General features: G+C 74.8%; 17 protein-coding genes. 10 read left to right on the top strand and 7 right to left on the bottom strand.

Annotated features, from left to right (window positions below; all coding sequences use genetic code 11):
* Nucleotides 1-35: 35 nt before the first annotated feature.
* The 3 genes from BUE45_RS25890 to BUE45_RS25880 form a co-directional block, all read right to left on the bottom strand.
* Nucleotides 36-620: a GNAT family N-acetyltransferase gene (locus BUE45_RS25890; protein WP_073382925.1), complete on the bottom strand. Its 585-nt coding sequence runs from the start codon at nt 618-620 to the stop codon at nt 36-38.
* Nucleotides 621-753: 133 nt separating this feature from the next.
* A complete protein-coding gene (locus BUE45_RS25885; protein WP_073382922.1) occupies nt 754-2,016 on the bottom strand; it encodes an alanine racemase in 1,263 nt (420 codons plus the stop codon).
* Nucleotides 2,017-2,106: 90 nt separating this feature from the next.
* Nucleotides 2,107-3,126 (bottom strand): ABC transporter substrate-binding protein, encoded by a 1,020-nt coding sequence (locus tag BUE45_RS25880; protein WP_073382920.1) that lies wholly within the window; start codon nt 3,124-3,126, stop codon nt 2,107-2,109.
* A gap of 171 nt (nt 3,127-3,297) precedes the next feature.
* Here BUE45_RS25880 and BUE45_RS25875 point away from each other — a divergent pair, with 171 nt between their 5' ends.
* From BUE45_RS25875 to BUE45_RS25860, 4 genes are all read left to right on the top strand, one after another.
* Nucleotides 3,298-4,356, top strand: coding sequence for a FecCD family ABC transporter permease (locus BUE45_RS25875; protein WP_394328544.1), 1,059 nt, complete (start codon nt 3,298-3,300; stop codon nt 4,354-4,356).
* Nucleotides 4,353-5,471, top strand: coding sequence for a FecCD family ABC transporter permease (locus BUE45_RS25870; protein ID WP_073382915.1), 1,119 nt, complete (start codon nt 4,353-4,355; stop codon nt 5,469-5,471). Before BUE45_RS25875 ends, BUE45_RS25870 begins: the two co-directional genes overlap by 4 nt.
* Complete coding sequence (locus BUE45_RS25865; RefSeq protein ID WP_073382912.1) at nt 5,468-6,310, top strand: ABC transporter ATP-binding protein; 843 nt, start codon at nt 5,468-5,470, stop codon at nt 6,308-6,310. Before BUE45_RS25870 ends, BUE45_RS25865 begins: the two co-directional genes overlap by 4 nt.
* 327 nt (nt 6,311-6,637) lie before the next feature.
* The gene (locus tag BUE45_RS25860; protein ID WP_073382909.1) at nt 6,638-8,683 is read left to right on the top strand and encodes a PhoX family protein; all 2,046 of its coding nucleotides are present in this window, start codon (nt 6,638-6,640) and stop codon (nt 8,681-8,683) included.
* A gap of 72 nt (nt 8,684-8,755) precedes the next feature.
* Here BUE45_RS25860 and BUE45_RS25855 read toward each other — a convergent pair whose 3' ends face one another.
* Nucleotides 8,756-9,208, bottom strand: coding sequence for a GNAT family N-acetyltransferase (locus tag BUE45_RS25855; protein ID WP_073382907.1), 453 nt, complete (start codon nt 9,206-9,208; stop codon nt 8,756-8,758).
* 121 nt (nt 9,209-9,329) lie between these two features.
* On the bottom strand, nt 9,330-10,604 hold the full coding sequence (locus tag BUE45_RS25850; protein ID WP_073382904.1) for an isochorismate synthase: 1,275 nt from the start codon (nt 10,602-10,604) through the stop codon (nt 9,330-9,332).
* 312 nt (nt 10,605-10,916) lie between these two features.
* Here BUE45_RS25850 and BUE45_RS25845 point away from each other — a divergent pair, with 312 nt between their 5' ends.
* The 6 genes from BUE45_RS25845 to BUE45_RS25820 all read left to right on the top strand — a co-directional run bounded on the left by BUE45_RS25845 (nt 10,917) and on the right by BUE45_RS25820 (nt 16,343).
* Nucleotides 10,917-12,533, top strand: coding sequence for a glycoside hydrolase family 10-like protein (locus tag BUE45_RS25845; RefSeq protein WP_245833475.1), 1,617 nt, complete (start codon nt 10,917-10,919; stop codon nt 12,531-12,533).
* Nucleotides 12,534-12,820: 287 nt separating this feature from the next.
* Nucleotides 12,821-13,222: a TOBE domain-containing protein gene (locus tag BUE45_RS25840; protein ID WP_073382899.1), complete on the top strand. Its 402-nt coding sequence runs from the start codon at nt 12,821-12,823 to the stop codon at nt 13,220-13,222.
* On the top strand, nt 13,215-14,033 hold the full coding sequence (gene modA / locus BUE45_RS25835; protein ID WP_073382897.1) for a molybdate ABC transporter substrate-binding protein: 819 nt from the start codon (nt 13,215-13,217) through the stop codon (nt 14,031-14,033). The genes BUE45_RS25840 and modA overlap by 8 nt, the downstream gene beginning before the upstream one ends.
* Nucleotides 14,030-14,854 (top strand): ABC transporter permease, encoded by an 825-nt coding sequence (locus tag BUE45_RS25830; RefSeq protein WP_073382894.1) that lies wholly within the window; start codon nt 14,030-14,032, stop codon nt 14,852-14,854. Before modA ends, BUE45_RS25830 begins: the two co-directional genes overlap by 4 nt.
* On the top strand, nt 14,851-15,888 hold the full coding sequence (locus tag BUE45_RS25825) for an ABC transporter ATP-binding protein (RefSeq protein ID WP_073382891.1): 1,038 nt from the start codon (nt 14,851-14,853) through the stop codon (nt 15,886-15,888). Before BUE45_RS25830 ends, BUE45_RS25825 begins: the two co-directional genes overlap by 4 nt.
* A gap of 176 nt (nt 15,889-16,064) precedes the next feature.
* Nucleotides 16,065-16,343, top strand: a complete 279-nt coding sequence (locus BUE45_RS25820) for a DUF3040 domain-containing protein (protein ID WP_073382888.1) — start codon at nt 16,065-16,067, stop codon at nt 16,341-16,343.
* 435 nt (nt 16,344-16,778) lie between these two features.
* On the opposite strand, the gene BUE45_RS25815 is transcribed toward BUE45_RS25820, so the two are convergent.
* Nucleotides 16,779-20,609: a penicillin-binding transpeptidase domain-containing protein gene (locus tag BUE45_RS25815; protein WP_245833474.1), complete on the bottom strand. Its 3,831-nt coding sequence runs from the start codon at nt 20,607-20,609 to the stop codon at nt 16,779-16,781.
* Between the two features lie 372 nt (nt 20,610-20,981).
* Complete coding sequence (locus BUE45_RS25810; protein ID WP_073382886.1) at nt 20,982-22,328, bottom strand: FAD-dependent oxidoreductase; 1,347 nt, start codon at nt 22,326-22,328, stop codon at nt 20,982-20,984.
* Nucleotides 22,329-22,468 lie beyond the last annotated feature (140 nt).

Below are 22,468 nucleotides of genomic sequence, written 5' to 3'. Positions count from 1 at the left end.
CCGGGGGCGCACGGCGGCGGGCGCCCCGGAGCGGGTCAGCGCAGGGGCATGAGCAGGGCGTGGTGGCGGCGCCACCCGGGGTGGGGCTCGACGTCGCCCACGTGGGTCCAGCCGTTGCGCAGGACCAGGTCCAGGGCGTGGGCGTTGGTCTCGGCGACCAGTCCGGCGACGCGTTCCTCGGGTCTGCCCTGGACGAGGAGGGGGAAGGCGCGCTCGACGACGCCGCCGCCCCGGAACGGCTCGGTGACCAGGCCCTCGCACATGGCGAAGGTCCGGCCGGGGCGCTCGGCGGTGACCTCGTCGGAGTCCACGCCGGGCAGCGGGGAGAAGCCGTTCCACCAGCCGGTGCCGACGGGCAGCGTGTACCCGTAGGCGAACCCGGCCAGGACGCCGTCGGCGTGGCAGGAGGTGAGCCGGAACCCGTCGCGCCGGGCGCTGAAGGCGAGGCGCTGCGCGAAGGTCGGCTCGCGGTGGTCGGGCAGGTGGAGGGCGTGCGCGTAGACCTCCTCGTACGCCTTGACCCAGGGGGAGGTGTCGGCGAGGACGTCGGCCCCGGTGAGGTTCTCGATCCGCCAGACGGGGGAGGCCGGGTCGGCCGCGAGGGCTGGGGTGGCGCGCACGAGGAGACTCCTTGGTCGGGAGGACGGGGCAGGACGGGGGACGGCCGCACCGCGCGGCCGGACCAATTAGGGCAGGCTAACCTAAGAAGTGTCAAGGGGGGTATGTGTGCCCCCCGCCACAGGCCGTCGGGGCTCAGGGGAGCCGCGAGTCCACGGTGGTGCGCACCGCCGGGGGGTGTCCCAGGAACGCGGGCATCGCGAACTCGAACCCGTAGGCGCCCGCGTTGGGGAAGACCAGCACGTCGCCGGCCCGCACCGACCCCACCCGCACGTCGCGCGCCAGCACGTCCTCGGGCGTGCACAGCTCGCCCGACACCGTCACCGACGCCCCGCGGGCCGCGGGTCGGGGCGTGCCGGCCGGCCACGTGTCGTCCTCCAGCACCGCGAAGGTGTGCCGGATCTCCCAGGACGTGGGCAGCTGGAAGTGGTTGATGCCGCCGCGCACCACGGCGAAGGTGCCGCCGTACGCCTGCTTGACGTCCGTCACCCGGGCCGCGTACCAGCCCGCCGGGGCGCCGATCCACCGCCCCGGCTCGAAGACCACCTCCACCCCCGGGTCGGGGGCCGCCGCCAGTGCGGCGCCGAACCCCTCCAGGTCGAAGGCGCCGTCCCCGGCCTCGAAGGGCACGCCCAGGCCGCCGCCCACGTCCACCGTGCGCAGGTCCACCCCGTGCCGGTCCGCGGCGGTGCGCGCCCACTCCAGGCACCACAGCACGTAGGCGGCGTGCGCGGCGGCGTCGGTGTTGCCGCTCACCGCGTGCACGTGGAACCCCGCCAGGTCCAGTCCCGGCAGCGCCCGCACCGCCGCCACGGCGGCGGGCACCTCCGCCTCGGGGATCCCGAACGGGCCCGGGACACCGCCCATCACCAGGGAGCCGCGCACCGGCACCCGGGCCGGGTTGACCCGGACCGTCACCGGCAGCACCGTGCCCGCGGCGACCGCGGCCGCCGACGCCCGGTGCGCCTCCAGGACGCTCTCCAGGTTGACCGCGATGTCGGCGCCGCGTGCCCGCAGTGCCGCCAGCCCGGCCAGCAGCTCGGGACTCTTGCCCGGGCCGCTCACCGCGATCCGTCCGCCCGGCCCGCCGCGCCGCTCGCGCAGCGCCGCCAGGGAGGCGCGGGCCTCCCGCAGCGAGGCCGTCTCGAACCCGTCCACGGCCTCGGCCAGGTGCGCCAGCACCGGGTCGAACCCGTTGGCCTTGACCGCGAAGTACACGCGGGCCCAGTCCGGCAGCGCCTTGCGCAGCGTGCGGGCCCGGTCGGCGGCCAGCGCCGGGTCGTAGACATAGCCCGCCCCCGTGCCGGAGGCCAGCTCCAGCGCCGCGGCCCGTACCGGGGCGGGGATGCGGTCGGCGTCCAGGGCGGGGGCGTGCTCGAAGGAGCGGGGCGGTTCCACAGGGGTCTCCCGGGCTTGCGTGGTGTGGCACGGGCGCGCGGCGCCGGTCGGGCGCCGCGCGCCCCGTTCGAGCGGGGAAGCGGGGTGCCGCTACCGCTGGGGGTCGACGCCGAAGATCTCGGCGAGGTCGTCCAGGACCTCGTGCGCGGCGATCAGGCCCACGCCGGAGATCCAGTACTCGTCGTCCACCTCGGTGATCTCGCCGGTCAGCTCGCCCCACAGCGGGGCGGCCTGGTACTCCTCCTTGCTCTCCTGCACGCCGTCGGCGCCGCCGTCGTCGTAGGTGGCGACGAACAGGTGGTCGGCGTCCAGGTCGAGCAGGCGCTCCTGGCTGTGGTAAGTGACGATCTCCTCGGAGCCGGTGTCCACGCCCGGGCCCGGTTCCAGGCCCACGTCCTCCAGGATCACGCCGATGTAGGACTGCGGGGTGTACAGGCGCACGCCGTCGGCGTCGCCGGCGAACCGCACCGCGGACACGGTCGGCGCCTCGCCGCCGTTGGCCGCGGTGATCTCCTCGCCCAGGGCGGCGGCGCGCTCCTCGAACTCGGCGACCAGCCGCTCGGCCTCGTCCTCGGCGTCCAGGGCGGCGCCGGTCAGGACCAGGTTCTCCTTCCACGTGGCCCCGGTGGTCTCCGACATGACGGTCGGGGCGACCTCGGAGAACTGCTCGTACCCGTCCCCGTGGCGGACCTGCGCCGACAGGATCAGGTCCGGGGAGGTGGCCGCCACCGCCTCGGGGTCGACCTCCCACAGCAGGCCCACCGGGACGGCCCCGTCGGAGGTCCCGGTGTTCCAGTCGCTGTCCAGCAGGTAGTCGGGGAGGGCCTCGGTGTCCTCGGCGAAGGTCGTGAAGCCCACCACGGTGCCGCCCAGGGCCAGGACGGAGTCCACGTAGGCCGCGTCCAGCGGCAGGACCCGCTCGGGCGCGGCGGGGATCTCCGTCGAGCCCAGGAAGTGCTCCACCGTGCGGGGGTAGCCGTCGGCGGGGGCGTTGGAGGCCCCGGGGTCCCCCTCCGGGCCCCCGGCTCCGCAGGCGGTCAGCACCGCCACCGCGGCGGCCGCGGCGGCGGTGGGCAGGGCGGGTCGGCGCGGCCGGGTGGGCAGGGTCATTCGGGGGCTCCATCGTGTCGGGGAACGCGTCGGGTCCGGGGAGGGCGGGGGCGCGGATCGCGCGGGGCGGTGTGTCGTTCCAGGCCGGGACGTGGCAAACTTAGGACATCCAGATACGGCTAGGCAAACCTAACTTAGGTTCGCCTGGCCTTCGTCATGATAGGAGTCCGGGTGCACGACACCTCCGGGCCGCCCCCCGTTAACGCGGCGCCCGCGGGCGCCGCCGTCTCCGCCCGGCGGGCCCGCCGCCTGACCGGACTCGCGGTCCTCGTCCTGCTGCTGTGCCTGGCGGTGCTGGCCAGCGTGCTGGTCGGCGCCCGCGCCCTGAGCCCGGACACCGTCCGGCAGGCGCTCACCGCCACCGCGGGCGCCGAGGCCGACATCATCGTCAAGGAGATCCGCCTGCCCCGCACCGCCCTGGGGATCATGGCCGGCGTCTCCCTGGGACTGGCCGGGGCCCTCATGCAGGGCCACACCCGCAACCCCCTGGGCGACCCCAGCATCCTGGGCGTCACCTTCGGCGCCGCCCTGGCCGTGGTCCTGGGCATCGCCCTCTTCGACATCACCGCCCTGCACACCCAGGCCTGGCTCGCCTTCGCCGGGGCGGGCGCCGCGGTCGTCGTCGTGTACCTCATCGGATCCGTGCCCGGCCGCGGGCCCACCCCCGTCACCCTGGCGCTGGCCGGGACCGCCGTCAGCTGGCTGGCCTACTCGGTGGTGTCCGGGCTGGTCCTGCTGGACCGCTCGACCATGGACGACTTCCGGTTCTGGCGGGTGGGCTCCCTGGTCGGCCGCGACGCCGACATCCTGCTGCCGATGCTGGCCGTGGTCGCCGCCGGCACCCTGCTGGGCCTGGCCAACGCGGGGGCGCTCAACGCCCTGGCGCTGGGCGAGGACACCGCCCGGGCCCTGGGCCACCGGGTGGGCCGGGCCCGCGCGGTCGGCCTGCTCGCGATCACCCTGCTCACCGGCATCACCGTGGCCGCCTGCGGCCCCATCGCGTTCGTCGGCCTGATCGTCCCCCACCTGGCCCGCGGGATCGTCGGCGCCGACCACCGGTGGCTGCTGCCCTACTCCGCGCTCATGGGCGCGGTCCTGCTGCTCGCCGCCGACGTGCTGGGACGCTTCCTGGCCCCGCCCGGGGAACTCCAGGTCGGCATCGTGCTCGCCCTCGTGGGCGCCCCCTTCTTCATCTACATCGTCCGCAGCCGGAGACTCCTCGCCCTATGACACCCCTCGCCCCCGAACGCGCATCGCCGCAGGTCCGCGACCGGCTGCGCCGCAGCCGCCCCGCCCTGCGCCTGGGACCGGTCGCGCTGCGCCTGCGCCCGCGCCTGATCGCCGTGTGCCTGGCGGTCCTGGCCGCCCTCGCCGTCCTGCTCGCCCTCAACCTCTCCCTGGGCCGGACCCCGCTGTCCCCCGCCCAGGTGTGGGCGCACGTCATCGGCACCGACTACGAGCACTACTTCACGGTGTGGCGGGTGCGGATGCCGCGCGTGGTGGTGGGCATGCTCGCCGGTGCCGCCCTGGCCGCCGCGGGGGCCGTCACCCAGACCATCATGCGCAACCCGCTGGCCAGCCCCGACCTGCTCGGCGTCACCCACGGGGCCAGCGCCGGCGTGGTCGCCGTCCTGGCGTTCGGCGGCAGCTACGGCATCCTCTCCGGGGGCGGCCCGCTGTCCTCGCTGGGCGTGCCCGCCGTCGCCCTGGCCGGCGGGCTGGGCGCGGGGGTGCTGTGCTACACCCTGGCCCGGCGGGGCGGCGTCGACGGCTACCGGCTGCTGCTGGTGGGCGTGGGCGTCTCCACCATCCTCATGAACCTCACCCTGTGGCTGCTGACCCTTGGGGAGGTCACCGACACCGGCCGGGCCATGGTCTGGGTCGCCGGAAGCCTCAGCATGCGCACCTGGGAGCACGCCGCGCCGGTCGCCCTCGCGCTGGCCCTGCTGCTACCGCTCGCGCTGGCGTCCTCGCGCACCCTGGACGCCCTGGCCCACGACGACGACGTCGTGCGCGGCCTGGGCGTGGACCTGGAGCGCGCCCGCACCGCCCTGCTGGTCCTGGCGGTGCTGCTGGCCGCCTTCGGCACCTCCGCCGCCGGCCCCGTCCTGTTCGTCTCCCTGGCCTGCCCGCAGATCGCCCTGCGCCTGGCCGGCCCCGGGACGTCCCGGCCGCCCGTGCTGCTCTCGGCCCTGGTCGGCGCCGCCCTGGTGAGCGGGGCCGACCTGCTCGCCCGCACCGCGCTCGACAACATCCAGCTCCCGGTCGGCGTCGTCACCGGCTGCCTGGGCGCCCTCTACCTCATCCACCTGCTCGTCCGCGCCAACCGGAGGACCCGAGCGTGACTTCCCCACAGACCACCCGCTCCGCGGACGCGCCCGCCGGCGCCCGGGCGCGGCTGAGCGCCCGCGGCCTGACCCTGGCCTACGACGACCGCGTCATCGTCGACGGCCTGGACGCCGACATCGTTGAGGGCACCGTCACCTGTGTCATCGGCCCCAACGGCTGCGGCAAGTCCACGATGCTGCGCGCCCTGGGACGGCTGATGCGCCCCAGGGCCGGGCTGGTGGAGCTGGACGGCCGCGACATCCACCGCACCCCCACCCGTGAGGTCGCCCGGGTGCTGGGAGTGCTGCCCCAGCAGCCCACCGCCCCCGACGGGCTGACCGTCGCCGACCTGGTCGCCCGCGGCCGGCACCCGGCCCAGCGCTGGTACCGCCAGTGGTCGGGCGACGACCACGAGGCGGTCGCCCGGGCCCTGGAGATGACCGGCCTGGCCGAGCTGGCCGACACCCCGCTGTCGGAGCTGTCCGGGGGCCAGCGCCAGCGCGCCTGGATCTCGATGGTCCTCGCCCAGGGCACCGACCTGCTCCTGCTCGACGAGCCCACGACCTTCCTGGACCTGGTCCACCAGGTGGACGTGCTCGACCTGGTGCGCGAACTCCACGACGAGGGCGGGCGCACCATCGTCATGGTGCTGCACGACCTCAACCTGGCCGCCCGCTACGCCGACACCGTCATCGCCATGCGCGAGGGCCGGGTGCTGGCCAGCGGCGAGCCCGCGGAGGTGCTCACCCCCGCCCTGCTGCGCGAGGTCTTCGGGCTGGAGGCCGTCGTGGTGGAGGACCCCGTGACCGGCGGCCCCCTGGTGGTGCCGGTCGGCCGCAGCGGGGCCCGGGGGTAGCCGGGGCGCGGACAGGGCAGGGACACGGACGGGGGCCGGGAAGGGCTTCTGGCGTGGAGCCTGGACCCGGCGGTCCGCGGTGGTGGATCATCACGGACAGAGGTCGACGGTGGGTGTTCACGAAGTCGCTCATGGTGATCAACCCGGTGATGCGACGGAGTTGTAAGGGCGTTCACCTCGGTTTCACCCCTGCGTGTGGAACCTCGGCCAAGGTCGAGAGCGACCGGTGGGAGCACCCCGCCTGCCGCCGCCCCGGACGTCCCCGCCCCAGCCCCGTACCAGGGCGGAGACCCGTCCGGGGGAAGTCACGATCCCCAAGGAGAAGGTGTGCCCGAATCCGCGCCCCACCGCCGTCCGCTGCCCCTCATCGGCATGGCCCAGGGAGGACGCTCCCGCAGAACGTGCGAGCTGCGCTGCGGTGATGCCTGCTTCCACCCCGCCCCCAACACCAGCGACAACCTCTACTTCGGTGACATCTTCGCCAAGGCGCTCTCCCGCCGCTCGGTGCTGGGCGCCGTCGCGGTCGGCGCCGGTGCCGGTGCCCTGGGCATGGGCGCTCCCGCCCTCGCCGACCCCGACCGCGGCCCGGGCCGCCCCAAGCCCGCCCCCCGGCCCACCTTCCGCAGCGTGCTGCCCAACAACGACGACAAGGTCACCGTCCCCGGCGGCTACGACCACCACGTCATCGTGCGCTGGGGCGACGCCGTCCTGCCCGACGCCCCCGGGTTCGACGTCGAGAACCAGACCGCCGAGGCCCAGTCCAAGCAGTTCGGCTACAACTGCGACTACGTCGGCTTCCACCAGATCGACGGGGACCGCGGCCTGCTCTGGGTCAACCACGAGTACACCAACGAGAACATCATGTTCCGCGGGTACACCAACGGCGACGAGGCCGACGTCGAGCACATCAGGGTCGCCATCCAGGCGCACGGCGGCTCCATCGTCGAACTGGAGCGCGAGGGCCGGACCGGCAAGTGGGTCCTGGCCGGCGGCGAGCGCCGCTACAACCGCCGCGTCACCGGCAACAGCCCCACCGTCCTGACCGGCCCGGTCGCCGGGCACGACCTGGTCAAGACCGCCGAGGACCCCACCGGCCGCGAGGTCAGGGGCATCCTCAACAACTGCGCGGGCGGCATGACCCCCTGGGGCACCTTCCTCACCGCGGAGGAGAACTTCAACCAGTACTTCGTCGGCGGCGACGGCGTCCCCGAGGCCGACAAGCCCGCCCTGGCCCGCTACGGGATCCCCACCAGCGGCAACACCTACGGCGGCCGCCGCTTCGACCGCGCCGAGGAGCGGTTCGACCTGGCCCGCCACCCGCAGGAGGCCAACCGCTTCGGGTGGATCGTCGAGGTGAACCCCTTCGACCCCGGCTTCACGCCGGCCAAGCGCACCATGCTCGGCCGCTTCAAGCACGAGGGCGCGACCATCCAGGTGGCCGCCGACGGCCGCATCGCCGCCTACATGGGCGACGACGAGCGCTTCGACTACATCTACAAGTTCGTCAGCGCGAAGAAGTACCGCGAGGGCGACACCGACCACAACCTCACCCTGCTGGACACCGGCACGCTCTACGTCGCCCGCCTCACCGGCAACAGCCCGGAGGAGGAGATCGACGGCACCGGCGCGCTGCCCGCCGACGGCGAGTTCGACGGCTACGGCGACTGGATCGCCCTGGCCACCGACACCGAGAGCTTCGTCGACGGGTTCTCCGTCGCCGAGGTGCTGGTCCACACCCGCCTGGCCGCCGACGCCGTGGGCGCCACCAAGATGGACCGGCCCGAGGACGTCGAGCCCAGCCCCGTCACCGGCAAGGTGTACGTGGCCCTCACCAACAACACCGCCCGCGAGCCCGGCCAGGCCGACGAGGCCAACCCGCGCGCCGCCAACAAGCACGGCCACGTGCTGGAGATCGTCGAGCACGGCGGCGACGCCGCCGCCGAGGCGTTCTCCTGGGCGGTGCCGCTGGTGTGCGGCGACCCCGAGGACGAGGACACCTACTACGCGGGCTACGACAAGTCCAAGGTCATGCCGATCTCCTCGCCCGACAACGTCGCCTTCGACAAGGACGGCAACCTGTGGATCTCCACCGACGGCCAGCCCGGCACGATGGGGATCAACGACGCGCTGCACGTCATGCCGGTCGAGGGCCGCTTCCGCGGTGAACTCAAGACCTTCGCCACCGTCCCGGTGGACGCCGAGGCGTGCGGGCCGCTGATCACCGAGGACAACAAGACGGTGTTCCTGGCCCCGCAGCACCCCGGCGAGAACGGCACCTTCGAGGCGCCCACCAGCGTGTGGCCCGACGGCGACTTCCCCCGCCCGTCCGTGGTCTGCATCTGGCACAAGGGCGGCCAAGACGTCGGTCGGTGACCGACCACCGGGCCGCCGGCCTCGGGATCTCCGTCGTGGGGGAGTCCCGGGGCCGGCTCGCGTCCGCGGACCCTACAGGTCCTTGCCCAGGCACAGCGACGAGGGCGAGTCGGCGTAGGCGCCGAAGGGCTCCACGGGGGCGTAGCCGGACTTGCGGTAGAACCGCACCGCGTCGGGCTGGCGGTCGCCGGTCTCCAGGCGCAGCCGCCCCCACCCCTGTCCGCGCGCCCAGTCCTCCAGCGCGGCCAGCAGCAGGGAGGCCGCCCCCGAGCCCCGGTGCGCGGGCGGGACGTACATCCGCTTGACCTCGCCGCCCGCGTCCGGGCCCAGGTCGCGCAGGCCCCCGCACGCCACGGCGGTGCCGTCCGCGGCCCGTACGAGCGCGAACACGGCGATGTCGGACGCGGAGGGCGGCGTCCCGGGCTCGGAGTCGGGGGTGCCGTACCGCTCGGCGATCTCGGCGCGCTGCCCGGCCCGCAGGGCCGCCCCCTCGGGGTCGTCCCAGGAGACGAAGTCGATGTGCATGGCGGCACGGTAGCCCCGGCGTGTTACGCGCCGGTTTCCCGGCCCGGGGCGGGCGCGCGGAGGCGGCCCCGGCGGCGGGGATCCCCGCCGCGGACGGCCGGTGCCGTCCGCGGCCCCGCCGTCAGTCGGTGAGGGCCTCGCGCACCGGGCGGAACTTGGACTCGGTCTCGGCGACCTCCGACGCGGGCTCGGACCCGGCGACGATGCCGCACCCGGCGAACAGCCGGGCCCGCGCCCCGTCCACGTGCGCGCTGCGCAGGGCGATGCCCCACTCGGCGTTCCCCGCACCGTCCACCCAGCCGACCGGCCCGGCGTAGCCGCCGCGGTCCATGCCCTCCTCCTCGGCGATGAGCCGCATCGCCGCGGCCGTGGGGGTGCCGCCCACCGCCGCCGTCGGGTGCAGCGCGGCCACCGCGTCCAGGGCCGACACCCCCGGCCGCAGCAGGGCGTGCGCGCGGGTGGCCAGGTGCTGGACGTTGGCCAGCCGCAGCAGGTGCGGCCAGGACGGGACCACCAGCTCCTCGGCGAGGGGGGCCAGCGCGTCGCGCAGGGAGTCCACCGCCAGGCCGTGCTCCTCCACGTCCTTGGCGGAGGACATCAGCTCCTCCGCGAGCCTCTCGTCGTCCTGGGCCGAGGCCCCGCGCGGACGGGTCCCCGCGAGCACCAGGGAGGACAGCTCCCGGCCCTCCCGGCGCAGCAGCAGCTCGGGGGTGGCGCCGACCATGCCCGCCACCGAGAACGTGAAGCACTGCGGGTAGCGGTGGTGCAGGCGCTCCAGCAGGGTGCGCACGTCGATGGGGGACTCGGCCAGGGCCGTGACGTCGCGGGCCAGCACCGCCTTGTCCAGCTCTCCGGCGCGGATGCGCGCGACGGTCTCCGCGACGACGCCGCCCCACTCCGCGGCGGTCCGCGCGCCGGTGCTCCAGGACAGCGGGCCGACCGGGCGGGGCGCGGGCGCCGGGTACAGCAGCTCCCCGGGGTGGACGCCGGGCTCGTCGGTGACGGTCGTCAGCCACGCCCGGTCGCCGCGCCGGCCCAGCAGGACCCGGGGGACGATCATCGCCGATCCGGAGGAGGCCGGGGCGAAGGTGAACGTGCCGAAGGCCGCGGCGCCGGTGCCCGGCAGGCCGACCTCGTCCTCCACCTCCGTGCGCTCCAGCAGGCCGGTGAGCCAGCGGGCGGCCTCGGTGAAGCGGGTGGTGTCGGTGGGCTCGGTCCCCTCCGGCTCGGGGGCCCCGTCCCAGCGGGCGGCCTCGCCCCAGCCGACCAGGCCGCCGTCGCCGGTCAGCCAGGCCAGCGGCGTCCCCGCGGGCAGGCGGCGCACCAGGGAGTCGGCGCCGCCGCGCAGCGGCACGGTCCGGACGAAGAGCTTGGGCGGGTACACGGCGGCGTTCACGACATGTGAGTCTAGGTCGCCCGCCGGCCCGGGCGGGCCGGGGCGCCGGGCGCGCGGACGCGGGCTGTCAAGACCCGCGAAGCCGCGCCCGGCGCGGGCGCGCGACGGTTTCCGTGCCGGGACCCGGGAAAACCTTGGGAGTCCGCGGTGACCGCGTTGACCTGAGGAAATGTTCCCCCACCGCGGCTTGTGCGAGGTTATCCACAGATTGGCTGAATCGTGTCTGAAAATTGACATTGTCCTCTACTCTGGTCCACGGCACGGCGCCCCGGGGACGGGCGCCGCCCCACCGCTTCCAGAGGAGACGCTGCATTGAAGGGTTCTGTGGCACGGGCCGCGACCGCACCGCGCACCGCGCGGTGGGCGACCGCGGCCGCCGCGTCCACCGTCCTGCTCGCCGGATGCGCGGCCGGCGCCTCCGGGGGAGCGCCCGGCGACGGCGCCAGCGGCGGCGGGGGCACCGTGCGCGCCGCCGACGCGCTCTGCTCGGCCGACTCCGAGCGCAGCATGCGGGGGGCCTGGCTCACCACGGTCCGCAACATCGACTGGCCGTCCGAGCCCGGCCTGCCCGCCCAGGAGCAGCAGGCCGAACTGGACGCCTACCTCGACGACGCCGTCGCCATGGGACTCAACGCCGTGTTCCTGCACGTGCGCCCCACCGCCGACGCCGTGTACGCCTCCGACAAGGAGCCCTGGGCGCGCTACCTCACCGGCGCGCAGGGCGGCGACCCCGGCTACGACCCCCTGGAGTACGCCGTGGCCCAGGCGCACGCCCGCGGCCTGGAGATGCACGCCTGGTTCAACCCCTACCGCGTGGGCCTGCAGGACCCCGACATCGAGAACCTGGTGGACGGGCACCCGGTGAAGCAGAACCCCGAGTGGCTGGTGGACTACGGCACCGAGGCCTACATGGACCCGGGCAACCCCGAGGTCCGGGAGTGGGTCACCGGCGTCATCACCGACGTGGTCGAGCGCTACGACATCGACGGCGTCCACTTCGACGACTTCTTCTACCCCTACCCCAAGGACGGGGAGGAGTTCGACGACGACGCCTCCTGGGAGGCCCACGGCGACGGCTTCGACGACCGCGGCGACTGGCGCCGCGACAACGTCGACCGGCTCATGGCCGACGTGCACGGCGCCATCCAGGAGACCAAGCCCTGGGTGACGTTCGGCGTCTCCCCGTTCGGCATCTGGCGCAACGACTCCACCGACTCCTCCGGGTCGCCCAGCTCCGGGCTCCAGTCCTACGACGCCCAGTACGCCGACACCCGGACCTGGATCCGCGAGGGCAGCGTCGACTACGTCGCCCCCCAGCTGTACTGGGAGCGCGGCTTCGACACCGCCGACTACGAGGCGCTGACCGACTGGTGGGCCGACGAGGTCGAGGGCACCGGCGTCGACCTCTACATCGGCCAGGCCGCCTACCGCCTGGGCGAGGACGGCTGGACCGGCGACGACGCGCTGTCCGTCCAGCTCGACTACTCGGGGGAGTCGGAGCAGGTGGGCGGCGACATCTACTTCTCCATCAAGAGCATGCGCGACAACCCGGACGCGGTCGACCACCTGCTCGGCGGCCACTACGCCGCGCCGGCGCTGCCGCCGCGCACCGACTCCGGCGAGGAGGAGGCCCGGGTGGGCACCGTGCCCGGGGTGGCCGCCGAGGCCGGGGACCACGGGGTGGAGGTGTCCTGGGAGGCCGCCGAGGGGGCCCGCTTCTACGCCGTGTACGCGCTGCCCGCCGGGGCGGCCGAGGCCGGGGACGAGACCGCGTGCGAGGCGCTCACCCCCGACAACCTCGTCGGCCTGACCGGCGGTACCGCGCTCACCGACACCGGTGCCGGGGACGACACCGTGTACGCGGTCACCGCGCTGGACGACTACCGCGCCCAGGGGCCCGTCGGCGAGATCGCCGACCCCCGCGGCTGACCGGTACCGGCCGCGGCCCCCGCCCGGTCGCCGCCGAGCCGCTCCACCGGCCCGAGCCGGCGAGCAGCGCAGGGGCGCGGGCCGGTCCCCGGCGGTGTTCCTGTCCGTGCTGTTCGACGGGCTCCTGCTGGTCGCCCTGCTCGCGGCCTGGCCCGGGTGAGCCGCCTCCCCGGCGCCCCCGTTGGGACGTTCATCTGACACATGCGGCCTTTGGGGCGAGAAAAAGCTGTGATCCGCCAACCCAGGGGCCCTAACACCCTCGCAACTGCGAGGGGTAGATTCGTCCCATGCCCACCTTCCAGATCAGCGAGGCCGCCGAACTCCTCGGCGTCAGCGCCGACACCGTGCGCCGCTGGGTCGACGCCGGGCGCCTCGGCGCGACCCGCGACGCCTCCGGCCGCCGCACCCTCGACGGCGCCGACCTGGCCGCCTTCCTGCGCGACGTGTCCCACCAGGACCCCGACCGCCACCGCTCCTCCGCGCGCAACCGCTTCCGGGGGCTGGTCACCGCGATCGTCCGGGACACCGTCATGGCCCAGGTCGAGATCCAGGCGGGACCGCACCGCGTCGTCTCGCTGATGAGCCGCGAGGCCGCCGACGAACTCGGCCTGGAGGTGGGCACCCTCGCCACCGCCGTGGTCAAGTCCACGAACGTGATCATCGAAACGACCGGAGAACACCATGCGTGACGCCCCCTCCCGGCTCATCCCCGCCCTGGCCGCCGCGGCGCTGGCCCTCACCGCCTGCTCGGCCCCGGACGCCGGCCCCGGAACGGCCGGGGAGACCGGGTCCGAGGGGCCCACCGGCGAGCTGACGGTCTTCGCCGCCGCCTCGCTCACCGACGTCTTCGAGGACCTCGCGCGGGAGTTCGAGGCGGCCAACCCCGGCGTGGAGGTCGTCTTCAACTTCGCGGGCAGCAGCGAGCTGGCCGCCCAGATCAACTCCGGCGCCCCCGCCGACGTGTTCGCCGCCGCCAACACCTCCACCATGGACCAGGTCGTGGAGGGCGAGGGACTGGCGCCGGAGTGGGCCGGCGAGCACGGTGCGAACGGCGCCGTCTTCGCCACCAACACCCTCCGGATCGCCGTGCCCGCCGACAACCCCGCCGGGATCGAAGACCTCGGCGACCTCGCCGGCGAGGACACCGCCGTCGCGTTCTGCGCCGAGGAGGTCCCCTGCGGCGCGGCCACCGTCACCGCGCTGGACGCCGCCGGCCTCGACATCACGCCCGTCACCTACGAGGAGGACGTCCGCGCCGTCCTCACCAAGGTCGAACTGGGCGAGGTCGATGCCGGGCTCGTCTACGAGACCGACGTGATCGCCGCCGGGGAGGCCGTCACCGGCATCGCCTTCCCCGAGGCCGACGAGGCCGTCAACGACTACCCGATCGCGCTGCTGGCCAACGCGCCCGCGCCCGACCCGGCCGAGGCCTGGATCGACTTCGTGCTGTCCGGGACCGGTGCCGAGGCCCTCGCCGGGGCGGGGTTCGGCACCCCGTGACCCGCAGTCCACGACGGAGCGGGCCCGCCCTGCGGGCCCGCTCCGGCCGCCCGCCCTGGCCGCTCGTCCTGCCCGCCCTGGCGGGCGTCGCCTTCCTCGTCCTGCCCCTGCTGGGACTGGTGGTGCGCGCCCCCTGGGCGGACATGGGCGGCAGGGTCACCGAACCCGAGGTGCTGGCCGCCCTGTGGCTGTCGCTGTCGACCGCCACCGTCGCCACCGCCCTGTGCCTGGTGCTCGGCGTCCCGCTCGCCTGGCTGCTGGCCCGCACCGAGTTCCCCGGCCGACGGCTGGTGCGCGCCCTGGTCACCGTGCCCCTGGTCATCCCGCCCGTCGTCGGCGGTGTCGCCCTCCTGCTGGTGCTGGGCCGCAACGGCCTGCTCGGGCGGTACCTGGACGCGTGGTTCGGGATCACCATCCCCTTCACCTCGGCGGCGGTCGTCCTGGCCCAGGTGTTCGTGGCCATGCCGTTCCTGGTGATCAGCGTGGAGGGCGCCCTGCGCGGCGCCGACCGCCGCTACGAGGAGGCCGCGGCCACGCTCGGCGCCGGCCGGGTCACCGTGTTCACCCGCGTCACCCTGCCCATGGTGCTCCCCGGAATCGGTGCCGGCGCGATCCTGTGCTGGGCCCGCGCCCTCGGCGAGTTCGGCGCCACCATCACCTTCGCCGGGAACTTCCCCGGCACCACCCAGACCATGCCGCTGGCCGTCTACATGGCGATGCAGCGCGACCCCGAGGCGGCGATCGTGCTCAGCCTGGTCCTGCTCCTGGTGTCCCTGGCCGTGCTGGCCACCCTGCGCGAGAGGTGGGTGAACACGGCATGAGCGTGCTCTCCGCCGACCTGCGCCTGAACCGCGGGGACTTCGCGCTGGACGTCTCCCTGTCCGTGGCGGCCGGCGAGGTGCTGGCCCTGCTGGGCCCCAACGGCGCGGGAAAGTCCTCGGCGCTGCGCGCCCTGGCCGGGCTGCTCCCGCTGACCGGGGGCCACGTGCGGGTGGACGGCCGCGACCACACCCGCACACCCGTGGAGCGCCGCCCCATCGGCATGGTCTTCCAGGACTACCTGCTGTTCCAGCACATGAGCGCGCTGGACAACGTCGCGTTCGGGCCGCGCTGCCAGGGGGAGTCCAAGGCGGACGCGCGCGCCCGGGCCGCCGAGCTGCTCGACCACATGGACCTGGCCGACCACGCCCGCTCCCGGCCCCGCGGCCTGTCCGGGGGGCAGGCCCAGCGGGTGGCGCTGGCCCGGGCCCTGGCGGTGCGCCCGCGCCTGCTGCTGCTGGACGAGCCCATGGCCGCCCTGGACGTCAGCACCCGCCTCCACGTCCGCGGCAGGCTGCGCCACCTGCTGGAGGAGTTCGACGGCGCCGCCGTCCTGGTCACCCACGACCCGCTGGACGCGATGGTGCTGGCCGACCGCATCGCCGTCGTCGAGGGCGGCCGGGTGGTCCAGGAGGGCGCGCCCGCCGAGGTGGCCCGCCGCCCCCGCACCCCCTACGTGGCCCGGCTGGTGGGCCTCAACCTGTTCCGGGGCACCGCCGACGGCACGGTGGTGGCCCTGGACGGCGGAACGGTGGTGCGGGTGCACCGGGCGCACCGCGGGCCCGCGCTGGTCGCCTTCCCGCCCCGGGCGGTCGCCCTGTACCGGAGCCGCCCCGACGGCAGCCCGCGCAACCTGTGGGAGCTGGAGGTGGACGGGGTGGAGCGGTTCGGCGACCAGGTGCGGGTGCACCTGACCGGACCGCTCGACCTGGCCGCCGACATCAGCCCCGCCGCGCTGGCCGAACTGGGGCTGGTGCGCGGGGACTCCGTGTGGGCCGGGGTGAAGGCGGCGGAGGCCGAGTGCTACCCCGGGTGACCGACCCCTGAGACGGTCGTCCCGCATGCCGGGACGGTCCGCGGCGGTGACCTGCGGGGTCCGCGGGAGGCCGGGAAATCCCGCGCGGGGCGGGATATCCTCCCGCTCCCCTGGGGAGACTGTAGGACACCCGGTGGCGACAGTAGTCCTTCCCCCGGCCGCTGAAGGAGGGTGCCATGTCCCTGAGAGAACACGAACGGCGGATCCTGGAGGAGATCGAGCAACGGCTGAGCGAAGAGGACCCGGAGCTCGCCGGACGCCTGGAATCCTTCGGGGACCCCGACGCACCCGCCGAACCCGGCCTGGGCGGCTGGAAGCCGTGGGCGGCCTGCGGCCTGATCGCGGCGGTCACCGCCGCGCTCCTGGTCCTGCTGTTCGTCCTCACGCCCGGAGCCTCCCAGCCCGCCGAACCGGCGGCGCCGGCGCAGACCACCGCGCAGCCCGCCGAAGGGTAGGGCGCGTCCGCTCCGGGCCGGACCGGAGCGGGCCGCCCGCGCCGCCGGGCCCCTCCGCGGAAGGCTCCGCGGAGGCTTCGCCGTGTCCGCCCTCCCGGGCGGCGGGGGCGGGGGCCGTACGTCGGATCGCGGTCCCGGCGCCGCCGGTCTACCGGTGCGCGGGCCCGGCGGCATCTCTCCGTTTCGGGGGCTGATCCCGCGTGTCCGCTCCACCGTGTCCGCTCCGCCGTGCCCCGGCGCACGGACTCGTGGACCGCGCCCGTTCCGGACGGGGCCCGCGTCCCGCGGGCCGGCGACCCGGGAACCGGTGCGGGTTCCGAGCGGCCCGGCAGGGCGGGGACCCGGAACACGCGGGGCGCGCGACCCCCTCCGCGGAGGGAGTCGCGCGCCCCGGATGCCGGGCGGCGGGCGGCCGGAGCCGCCCGCCGCCGCGGGTCACAGCGCGTTCGTGAAGTCCGCGGCGATCGGGCCGGCGACGGACGAACCGCCCCCGCCGCCCTCCACCACCACGGCGAACGCCACGTCGCCCTTGAAGCCGACCATCCACGCGTGGCTGGGCAGCTCCTCGTCCTCGCCCTCGGCCGTGCCGAACTCGGCCGTGCCCGTCTTGCCGTACACCTCGCCCTGGAAGGGCAGGTCCTCGGCGGTCCCCTCGGTGATGACCGCGCGCATCATCGTGCGCAGGGCCTCCGCGTTGGGGATGGGGCGGGGCTCGGGCAGGTCCTCCGCGACGGGCTCGGTCACCAGCTGCGGGGCCCGCCAGTTGCCGTCCGCGACCGCCGCCGGGACCGTGGCCATGTGCAGCGGCGAGGTCTCGACCTGGCCCTGGCCGATGGCCTGGGCGCCCAGCATGACGGCGCCCTCGGAGAGCGGGTAGACCGGCTCGAACGTCGGGACGCCGATGCTGAGGGCGGCGTTCATCCCGAACAGCTCGGCGCTGGCCAGCAGCGTGTTCGCGTCGATGTTGTCGACGGCCGCCTGCACCAGCGCGGTGTTGCAGGAGGTCGCGAACGCCTCGGTCATCGTCTGCGACCCGTACTCGGCGCCGCCCGCGTTGGTGAACTCCCAGCCGCCCGGGTTGTACTCCTTGGGGCACTCGAACGGGCTGTCCAGGGACATGCCCCCGTCCAGGAGGGCGTTGTAGGAGACGACCTTGAACGTCGACCCCGGCGGGTAGCGGCCCTCGAAGGCGCGGTTGAAGCCGCCGGGGACGTTGACCGCCGCCAGGATCTCGCCGGTGGACGGGCGGATCGCCACCATGCCCGCCGGGTCGGAGGAGTCGATGATGGCGTTGGCGGCCGCGTTCTGCACCCCCATGTCGATGCTGGTGACGACGTCCTCACCGGGTGCGCCGTCCAGGCTGACGACCGTGTTCTCGTCGGTCACCTCCACGGAGTCGACGTCGGTGCCGGCCTCCACCTTGAGGATGGTGGTGGCGGCCTGTCCGGCCAGCCGCGCCTCGTAGGTGCTCAGGAGCCCGCTGGTGCCGACGTTGTCGCCGATCCGGTAGGCCGGGCCCAGGCGCTCGACGTCCTCCTCGGTCGCCTCGCCCATCCCGCCGACGAGCATCTGGAGCGAGCCGGAGATGTCCGGGGTGTCCAGTCGGGTGCCGTCCGCGGCGAGGATCCGTCCCCGCTCGCCCCACACCGCGGTGCGCGCCAGGCTCTCGCCCTCGGCCAGGCCGGGGAAGGCCACCTCGGGGGAGAAGTCCACCAGCCACTCCCCGTCCTGTCGGACCAGGGGGAGTTCGCCCTCCCAGCCCCAGTCGCCCGCGTTGGACAGGCCGACGGCCACCTCGTAGGAGGCGGTGCCGGCGCCGCCGTCGACGACCGGCTCCCCGACGGTGACGTCGAAGCTCTCCACCCCGATCCCGTCGGCGATGCCGCCGATGACCTCGGCGGGGTCGCCGCCGGTGGTGACGGCGGCCAGGCGGTCGTACTCCTGGGCCTCCCAGGCGGCCTCGTACTCGGCGGTCGCCTCCTCCGGCTGCGGCAGGGTCAGCACGTACCAGGAGGCGGCGCCGCCGACCAGGGCCAGCACCACCACCGCGGACACGAGGCCGATGACCAGCCCGCGCCGGGACTTGCGCCGGGGCCGCTCCGGCTCACCCGGCGGCTGTGCCGCGGGGTCGCCGCCGTTGTAGAGGTACTCGAAGTTCTCGCCCCGTGGGGCCGCGCCCCCGTCGTGCTCCCCGTCGGGCCGTTCCCCGTCCCAGTCGTCCCAGCCGTCGCCGGTGCCGCCGGGGTCCCGCGGGGGGCCGCCCCGGCCGTCGCCGCCGGAACCGGCACCCTGCTGCGGGCCGCTCCACCGGTCCCCGTACCCGGGCTCGCCGGGCCGTCCGTCTCCCCGGGGGTCGTCGCCGTACCCGTCGGCACCGCCCGAGGCGTTCCAGGCCTCGGCCTGCCGGTGGGGATCGTCGCCGTACGGGTCCCGGTCGTCGCCGTCCACGCCGGGGCCCTGGTGCGCTCCGCGGGGCTGCGCGTCCCAGCCGTCGCCGGTACCGCCGGGCTGTTCGCCCCAGCCCGCGGTCGCCTGCGGGCCGCTGTGCGTGTTCCAGGAGTCGTCGGCGGGGGGCTGTTCGCCCCAGGAGGTGCCGCTCGCGGTGTCGCCCCAGGGCCGGTCCCGTTCGCCGGTGTTCCAGGCGGCACCTGAGCCGGTGCCCTCGTGTGCTCCATGGGGCTGTTCGCCCCAGGTGTCGCTCTGGCCTCCGGTGCCCCAGGAGGGGGAGTCGTCCGCGCCGACCGGGCGGGGGCCGGTGCCCGCCGCTCGGGAACCGCCGTCGGTGTCGGGGCCGTGGGGGGTCTCGCCGGTCCGGCCGCCCCAGGAGTCCTCGCGGTCGCCGGTGCCCCGGCCCTCGCCGTCGGACCCCTCACTCCGGGCGCTGCTCGTCTGCGGGCCGCTGTGCGTGTTCCAGGAGTCGTCGGTGCGGGGCTGTTCGTCCCAGGAGGTGCCGCTCGGCTGCGGGACGCTCGCGGTGTCCCCCCAGGGCCGGTCCTGTTCGCCGGTGCTCCATGCGGTCCCGGAATCGGTGCCCTCGTGTGCTCCGTGGGGCTGTTCGCCCCAGGTGTCGCTCTGGCCCCCGGTGCCCCAGGAGGGGGAGTCCTCGGTGGAGTCCCAGGCGGAGGCGCTGCGCTGGGGTCCGCTGTGCGCGCTCCAGGGGGTGTCGTCCGTACCGCCGGGGTTCTGTGCGCCGGTGTCCCAGGCGGCACCGGAGCCGGTGCCCTCGTGCGCTCCGGGGGACTGCTCGCCCCAGGCGGTACCCCGGTCCTCGGTGCCCCAGGAGGGGGCATCGTCCACGCCGGACGGGCGCGCGCCGTCGTCGGCGCTCCAGGAGGAGCCCTGGCCGCCGTCGCTCCACGAGGCGGTGCCGGAGGTGCCGCCGGAGGACTCGCCCCAGGCGGAGGCGCCCGCCCGGGCACCGCTGTTCGCGTCCCCCCGGATGGCATCCCGATCGCTGTTCTCCCAGGTGGGGGAGTCGTCGGTGGAGTCCCAGGCGGAGGCGCTGTGCTGGGGTCCGCTGTGCGCGCTCCAAGGGGTGTCGTCCGTACCGCCGGGACTCTGGTCGCCGGTGTTCCAGGCGGTCCCGGAATCGGTGCCCTCGTGCGCTCCGCGGGACTGCTCTCCCCAGGTGCCGCTCTGGCCTCCGGCGCCCCAGGTGGAGGAGTCCTCGGTGGAGTCCCAGGCGGAGGCGCCCTGCCGGGGTCCGCTGTGCGCACCCCGGTAGGCGTCGCCGGTGTCCCGGTTCGCGTCGTCTGACCCGCCCGCCGACCGCGAGGCGTCGGCCGCGGCGTCCCGGGAGCCGCCCGGCTCCCCGGCACCCCACGGGGCGTCGGCCGGCTGCGCGTCGCCGCCGTCCCGGGGCTCCCGGGCCGGGCGGCTCCACACGTCGTCGGCCCGGTTCGGGGTCTCCTGGGCCGCGGGTTCCGCGTCCTGGGCGCCGCCGGTGCGGTCCTCGCCGGAGAACCAGCCCGAGCCGGCTCCCTCGGCCGACCGCTCCGGGGTCTCCCAGTCCTTCCAGGTGTCCGTAGGAGGGGTCTCGTCGGCGCGCAGCGTGCTCCACTCGCCGGTGGGCCCCTGCGCGGCCGGGTACGGGGTGTCCCAGGCGTCGGGACGGCCGGAGGCGCCGTCGGCCTCGGAGCCCTCCGGGGCAGGGGACCGCTGCGGGATCCGGTAGGGGTTCGCCGGGCGCACATCCCGGGTCGGGGTATCGCCCGACTCCTCGGGCGGTCCGGAGGAATCCGGCTGCCGGGGGGACCGTTCGTCCACGCCTGACCGTCCTTCGTCGTTTTTCGGGGAGAATACCAAGATGCCCCGCCCCCACTTCAGTGGGAGCGGGGCACGAGGATGACGGTCGGCATGGCGGTCGCCTCTCGGCGCGGGGCACAACGGGGCTCCTGACCGCACGGTCACCCCTGTCGGGGGCCGTACGCGGTATTCCGCGAAGGCAATAGTTGAGGCCCGGGGGACACTTGCTACCACACCGACCAACAGTGACTCTAACCCATGGAACCGGGCCGTTGTTCCATGTTCCCGAGGTGAGTCGCATGTGCAATCTCACGGTGGGGAGCGCCTTTCCGGGGGGAAAGGGGGCCGGCCCCGCAGAGGGGCGCGGGGCCGGCCGGGGACGTGCGCGCTGGGTCAGCCCTGGCGCGCGACCGTGGTCTGTTCCTCGCGGCTGAGCAGCTTGAGGCGCTTGCGGCCGCGGGCCTCGCCCAGCTCCTCCTCGCGGGCCTCGATCCGCTTCCAGCCCTCCCAGGTCGTGTACTCCACGCCGCGCTCCTCCAGCAGGGCCCGGAACGCGACCGGGTCCGGCTCGGCGGCCGGGGTGAACGACTCGCGGTCGGAGACCAGGTTGGCGACGGTCTCCAGGGCGTCGCCCTTGGTGTGGCCGATCAAGCCGACCGGGCCGCGCTTGATCCAGCCGGTGGCGTAGACGCCGGGGATGTGGTTCTCGTCCAGGTCCAGCACCCGGCCCTCGCGGTTGGGAACGACACCGCGCTCCTCGTCGAAGGGCAGGTCGGCCAGGGGCGAGCCCAGGTAGCCGATGGCCCGGTACACGGCCTGGACCTCGTGGTCGACGTACTCGCCGGTGCCCTTGACCCCGCCGTCGCCGGTGAGCTCCATGCGCTCGGTACGGAAGCCCGTGACCCGGTCCTCGCCGAGCACCGCCACCGGGGAGTGCAGGAAGTGCAGGTGCAGGCGGACCGCGTCGCCGCGCGGGTCGCGCAGCGCCCAGTTCTGGAGCACCTTGACGTTGGTCTTGGTCTGGTTGGAGTCGTCGCAGGCCCGGAGGCTGCCCTCGTCCATCTCGAAGTCCTCGGGGTACACGATCACCTCGACCCCGGGCTGCTTGTCCAGCTCGCGCAGCTCCATCGGGGTGGCCTTGCACTGGGCGATGCCGCGGCGGGCGAAGACGTGCACGTCGGTGATCTGCTTGGCGCGCAGGCCCTCGTACACGTTGTCGGTGATGTCGGTCTCCAGCAGGTCCTCGGCGCTCTTGGCCAGGATGCGGGCCACGTCGACGGCGACGTTGCCCGCGCCGATCACGGCGACGCTGGTGCCCTCGACGTGCCAGGACGGCGAGACGTCGGGGTGGGAGTCGTACCAGAAGACGAAGTCGGCGGCGCCGTGGCTGCCCGGCAGGTCGATGCCGGGGATGTCCAGGGGCCGGTCGCGGTCGCTGCCGGTGGAGAAGACGACCGCGTCGTAGTGCCGGCGCAGGTCCTCCAGCTTGAGGTCCCGGCCGTACTCGACGTTGCCGTAGAAGGTGATCTCGGGCTTGTCGAGGATCTTGTGCAGGGCCCCCTGGATCTGCTTGATCCGGGGGTGGTCCGGGGCGACGCCGTAGCGGACCAGGCCGTAGGGGGAGGGCAGCTTGTCGAGGATGTCGATGCTGACGGACGTGCCGCACGCGGACAGGGTCTCGTCCTTGGTGAGCAGGTCGGCGGCGTAGATTCCCGCCGGACCGGCACCGACGATTCCCACTCGCAGGGGTCGCGTCATCGCACAGCTCCAAGTCTTCGCGCCAGGGTCGGACGCCATCGAAAGGTAAGGCTTGCCTAATCTATCCGGTGTCGGCACCGGTAATTCCCACTATACTGGTGGGGAATTTTGCCCTCGTCCCC

This window comes from Nocardiopsis flavescens (assembly GCF_900141985.1).
GTDB lineage: Bacteria > Actinomycetota > Actinomycetes > Streptosporangiales > Streptosporangiaceae > Nocardiopsis > Nocardiopsis flavescens.
Note: the sequence above shows the minus strand (reverse complement) of the source record. Positions and strands in the feature narration are given on the sequence as shown.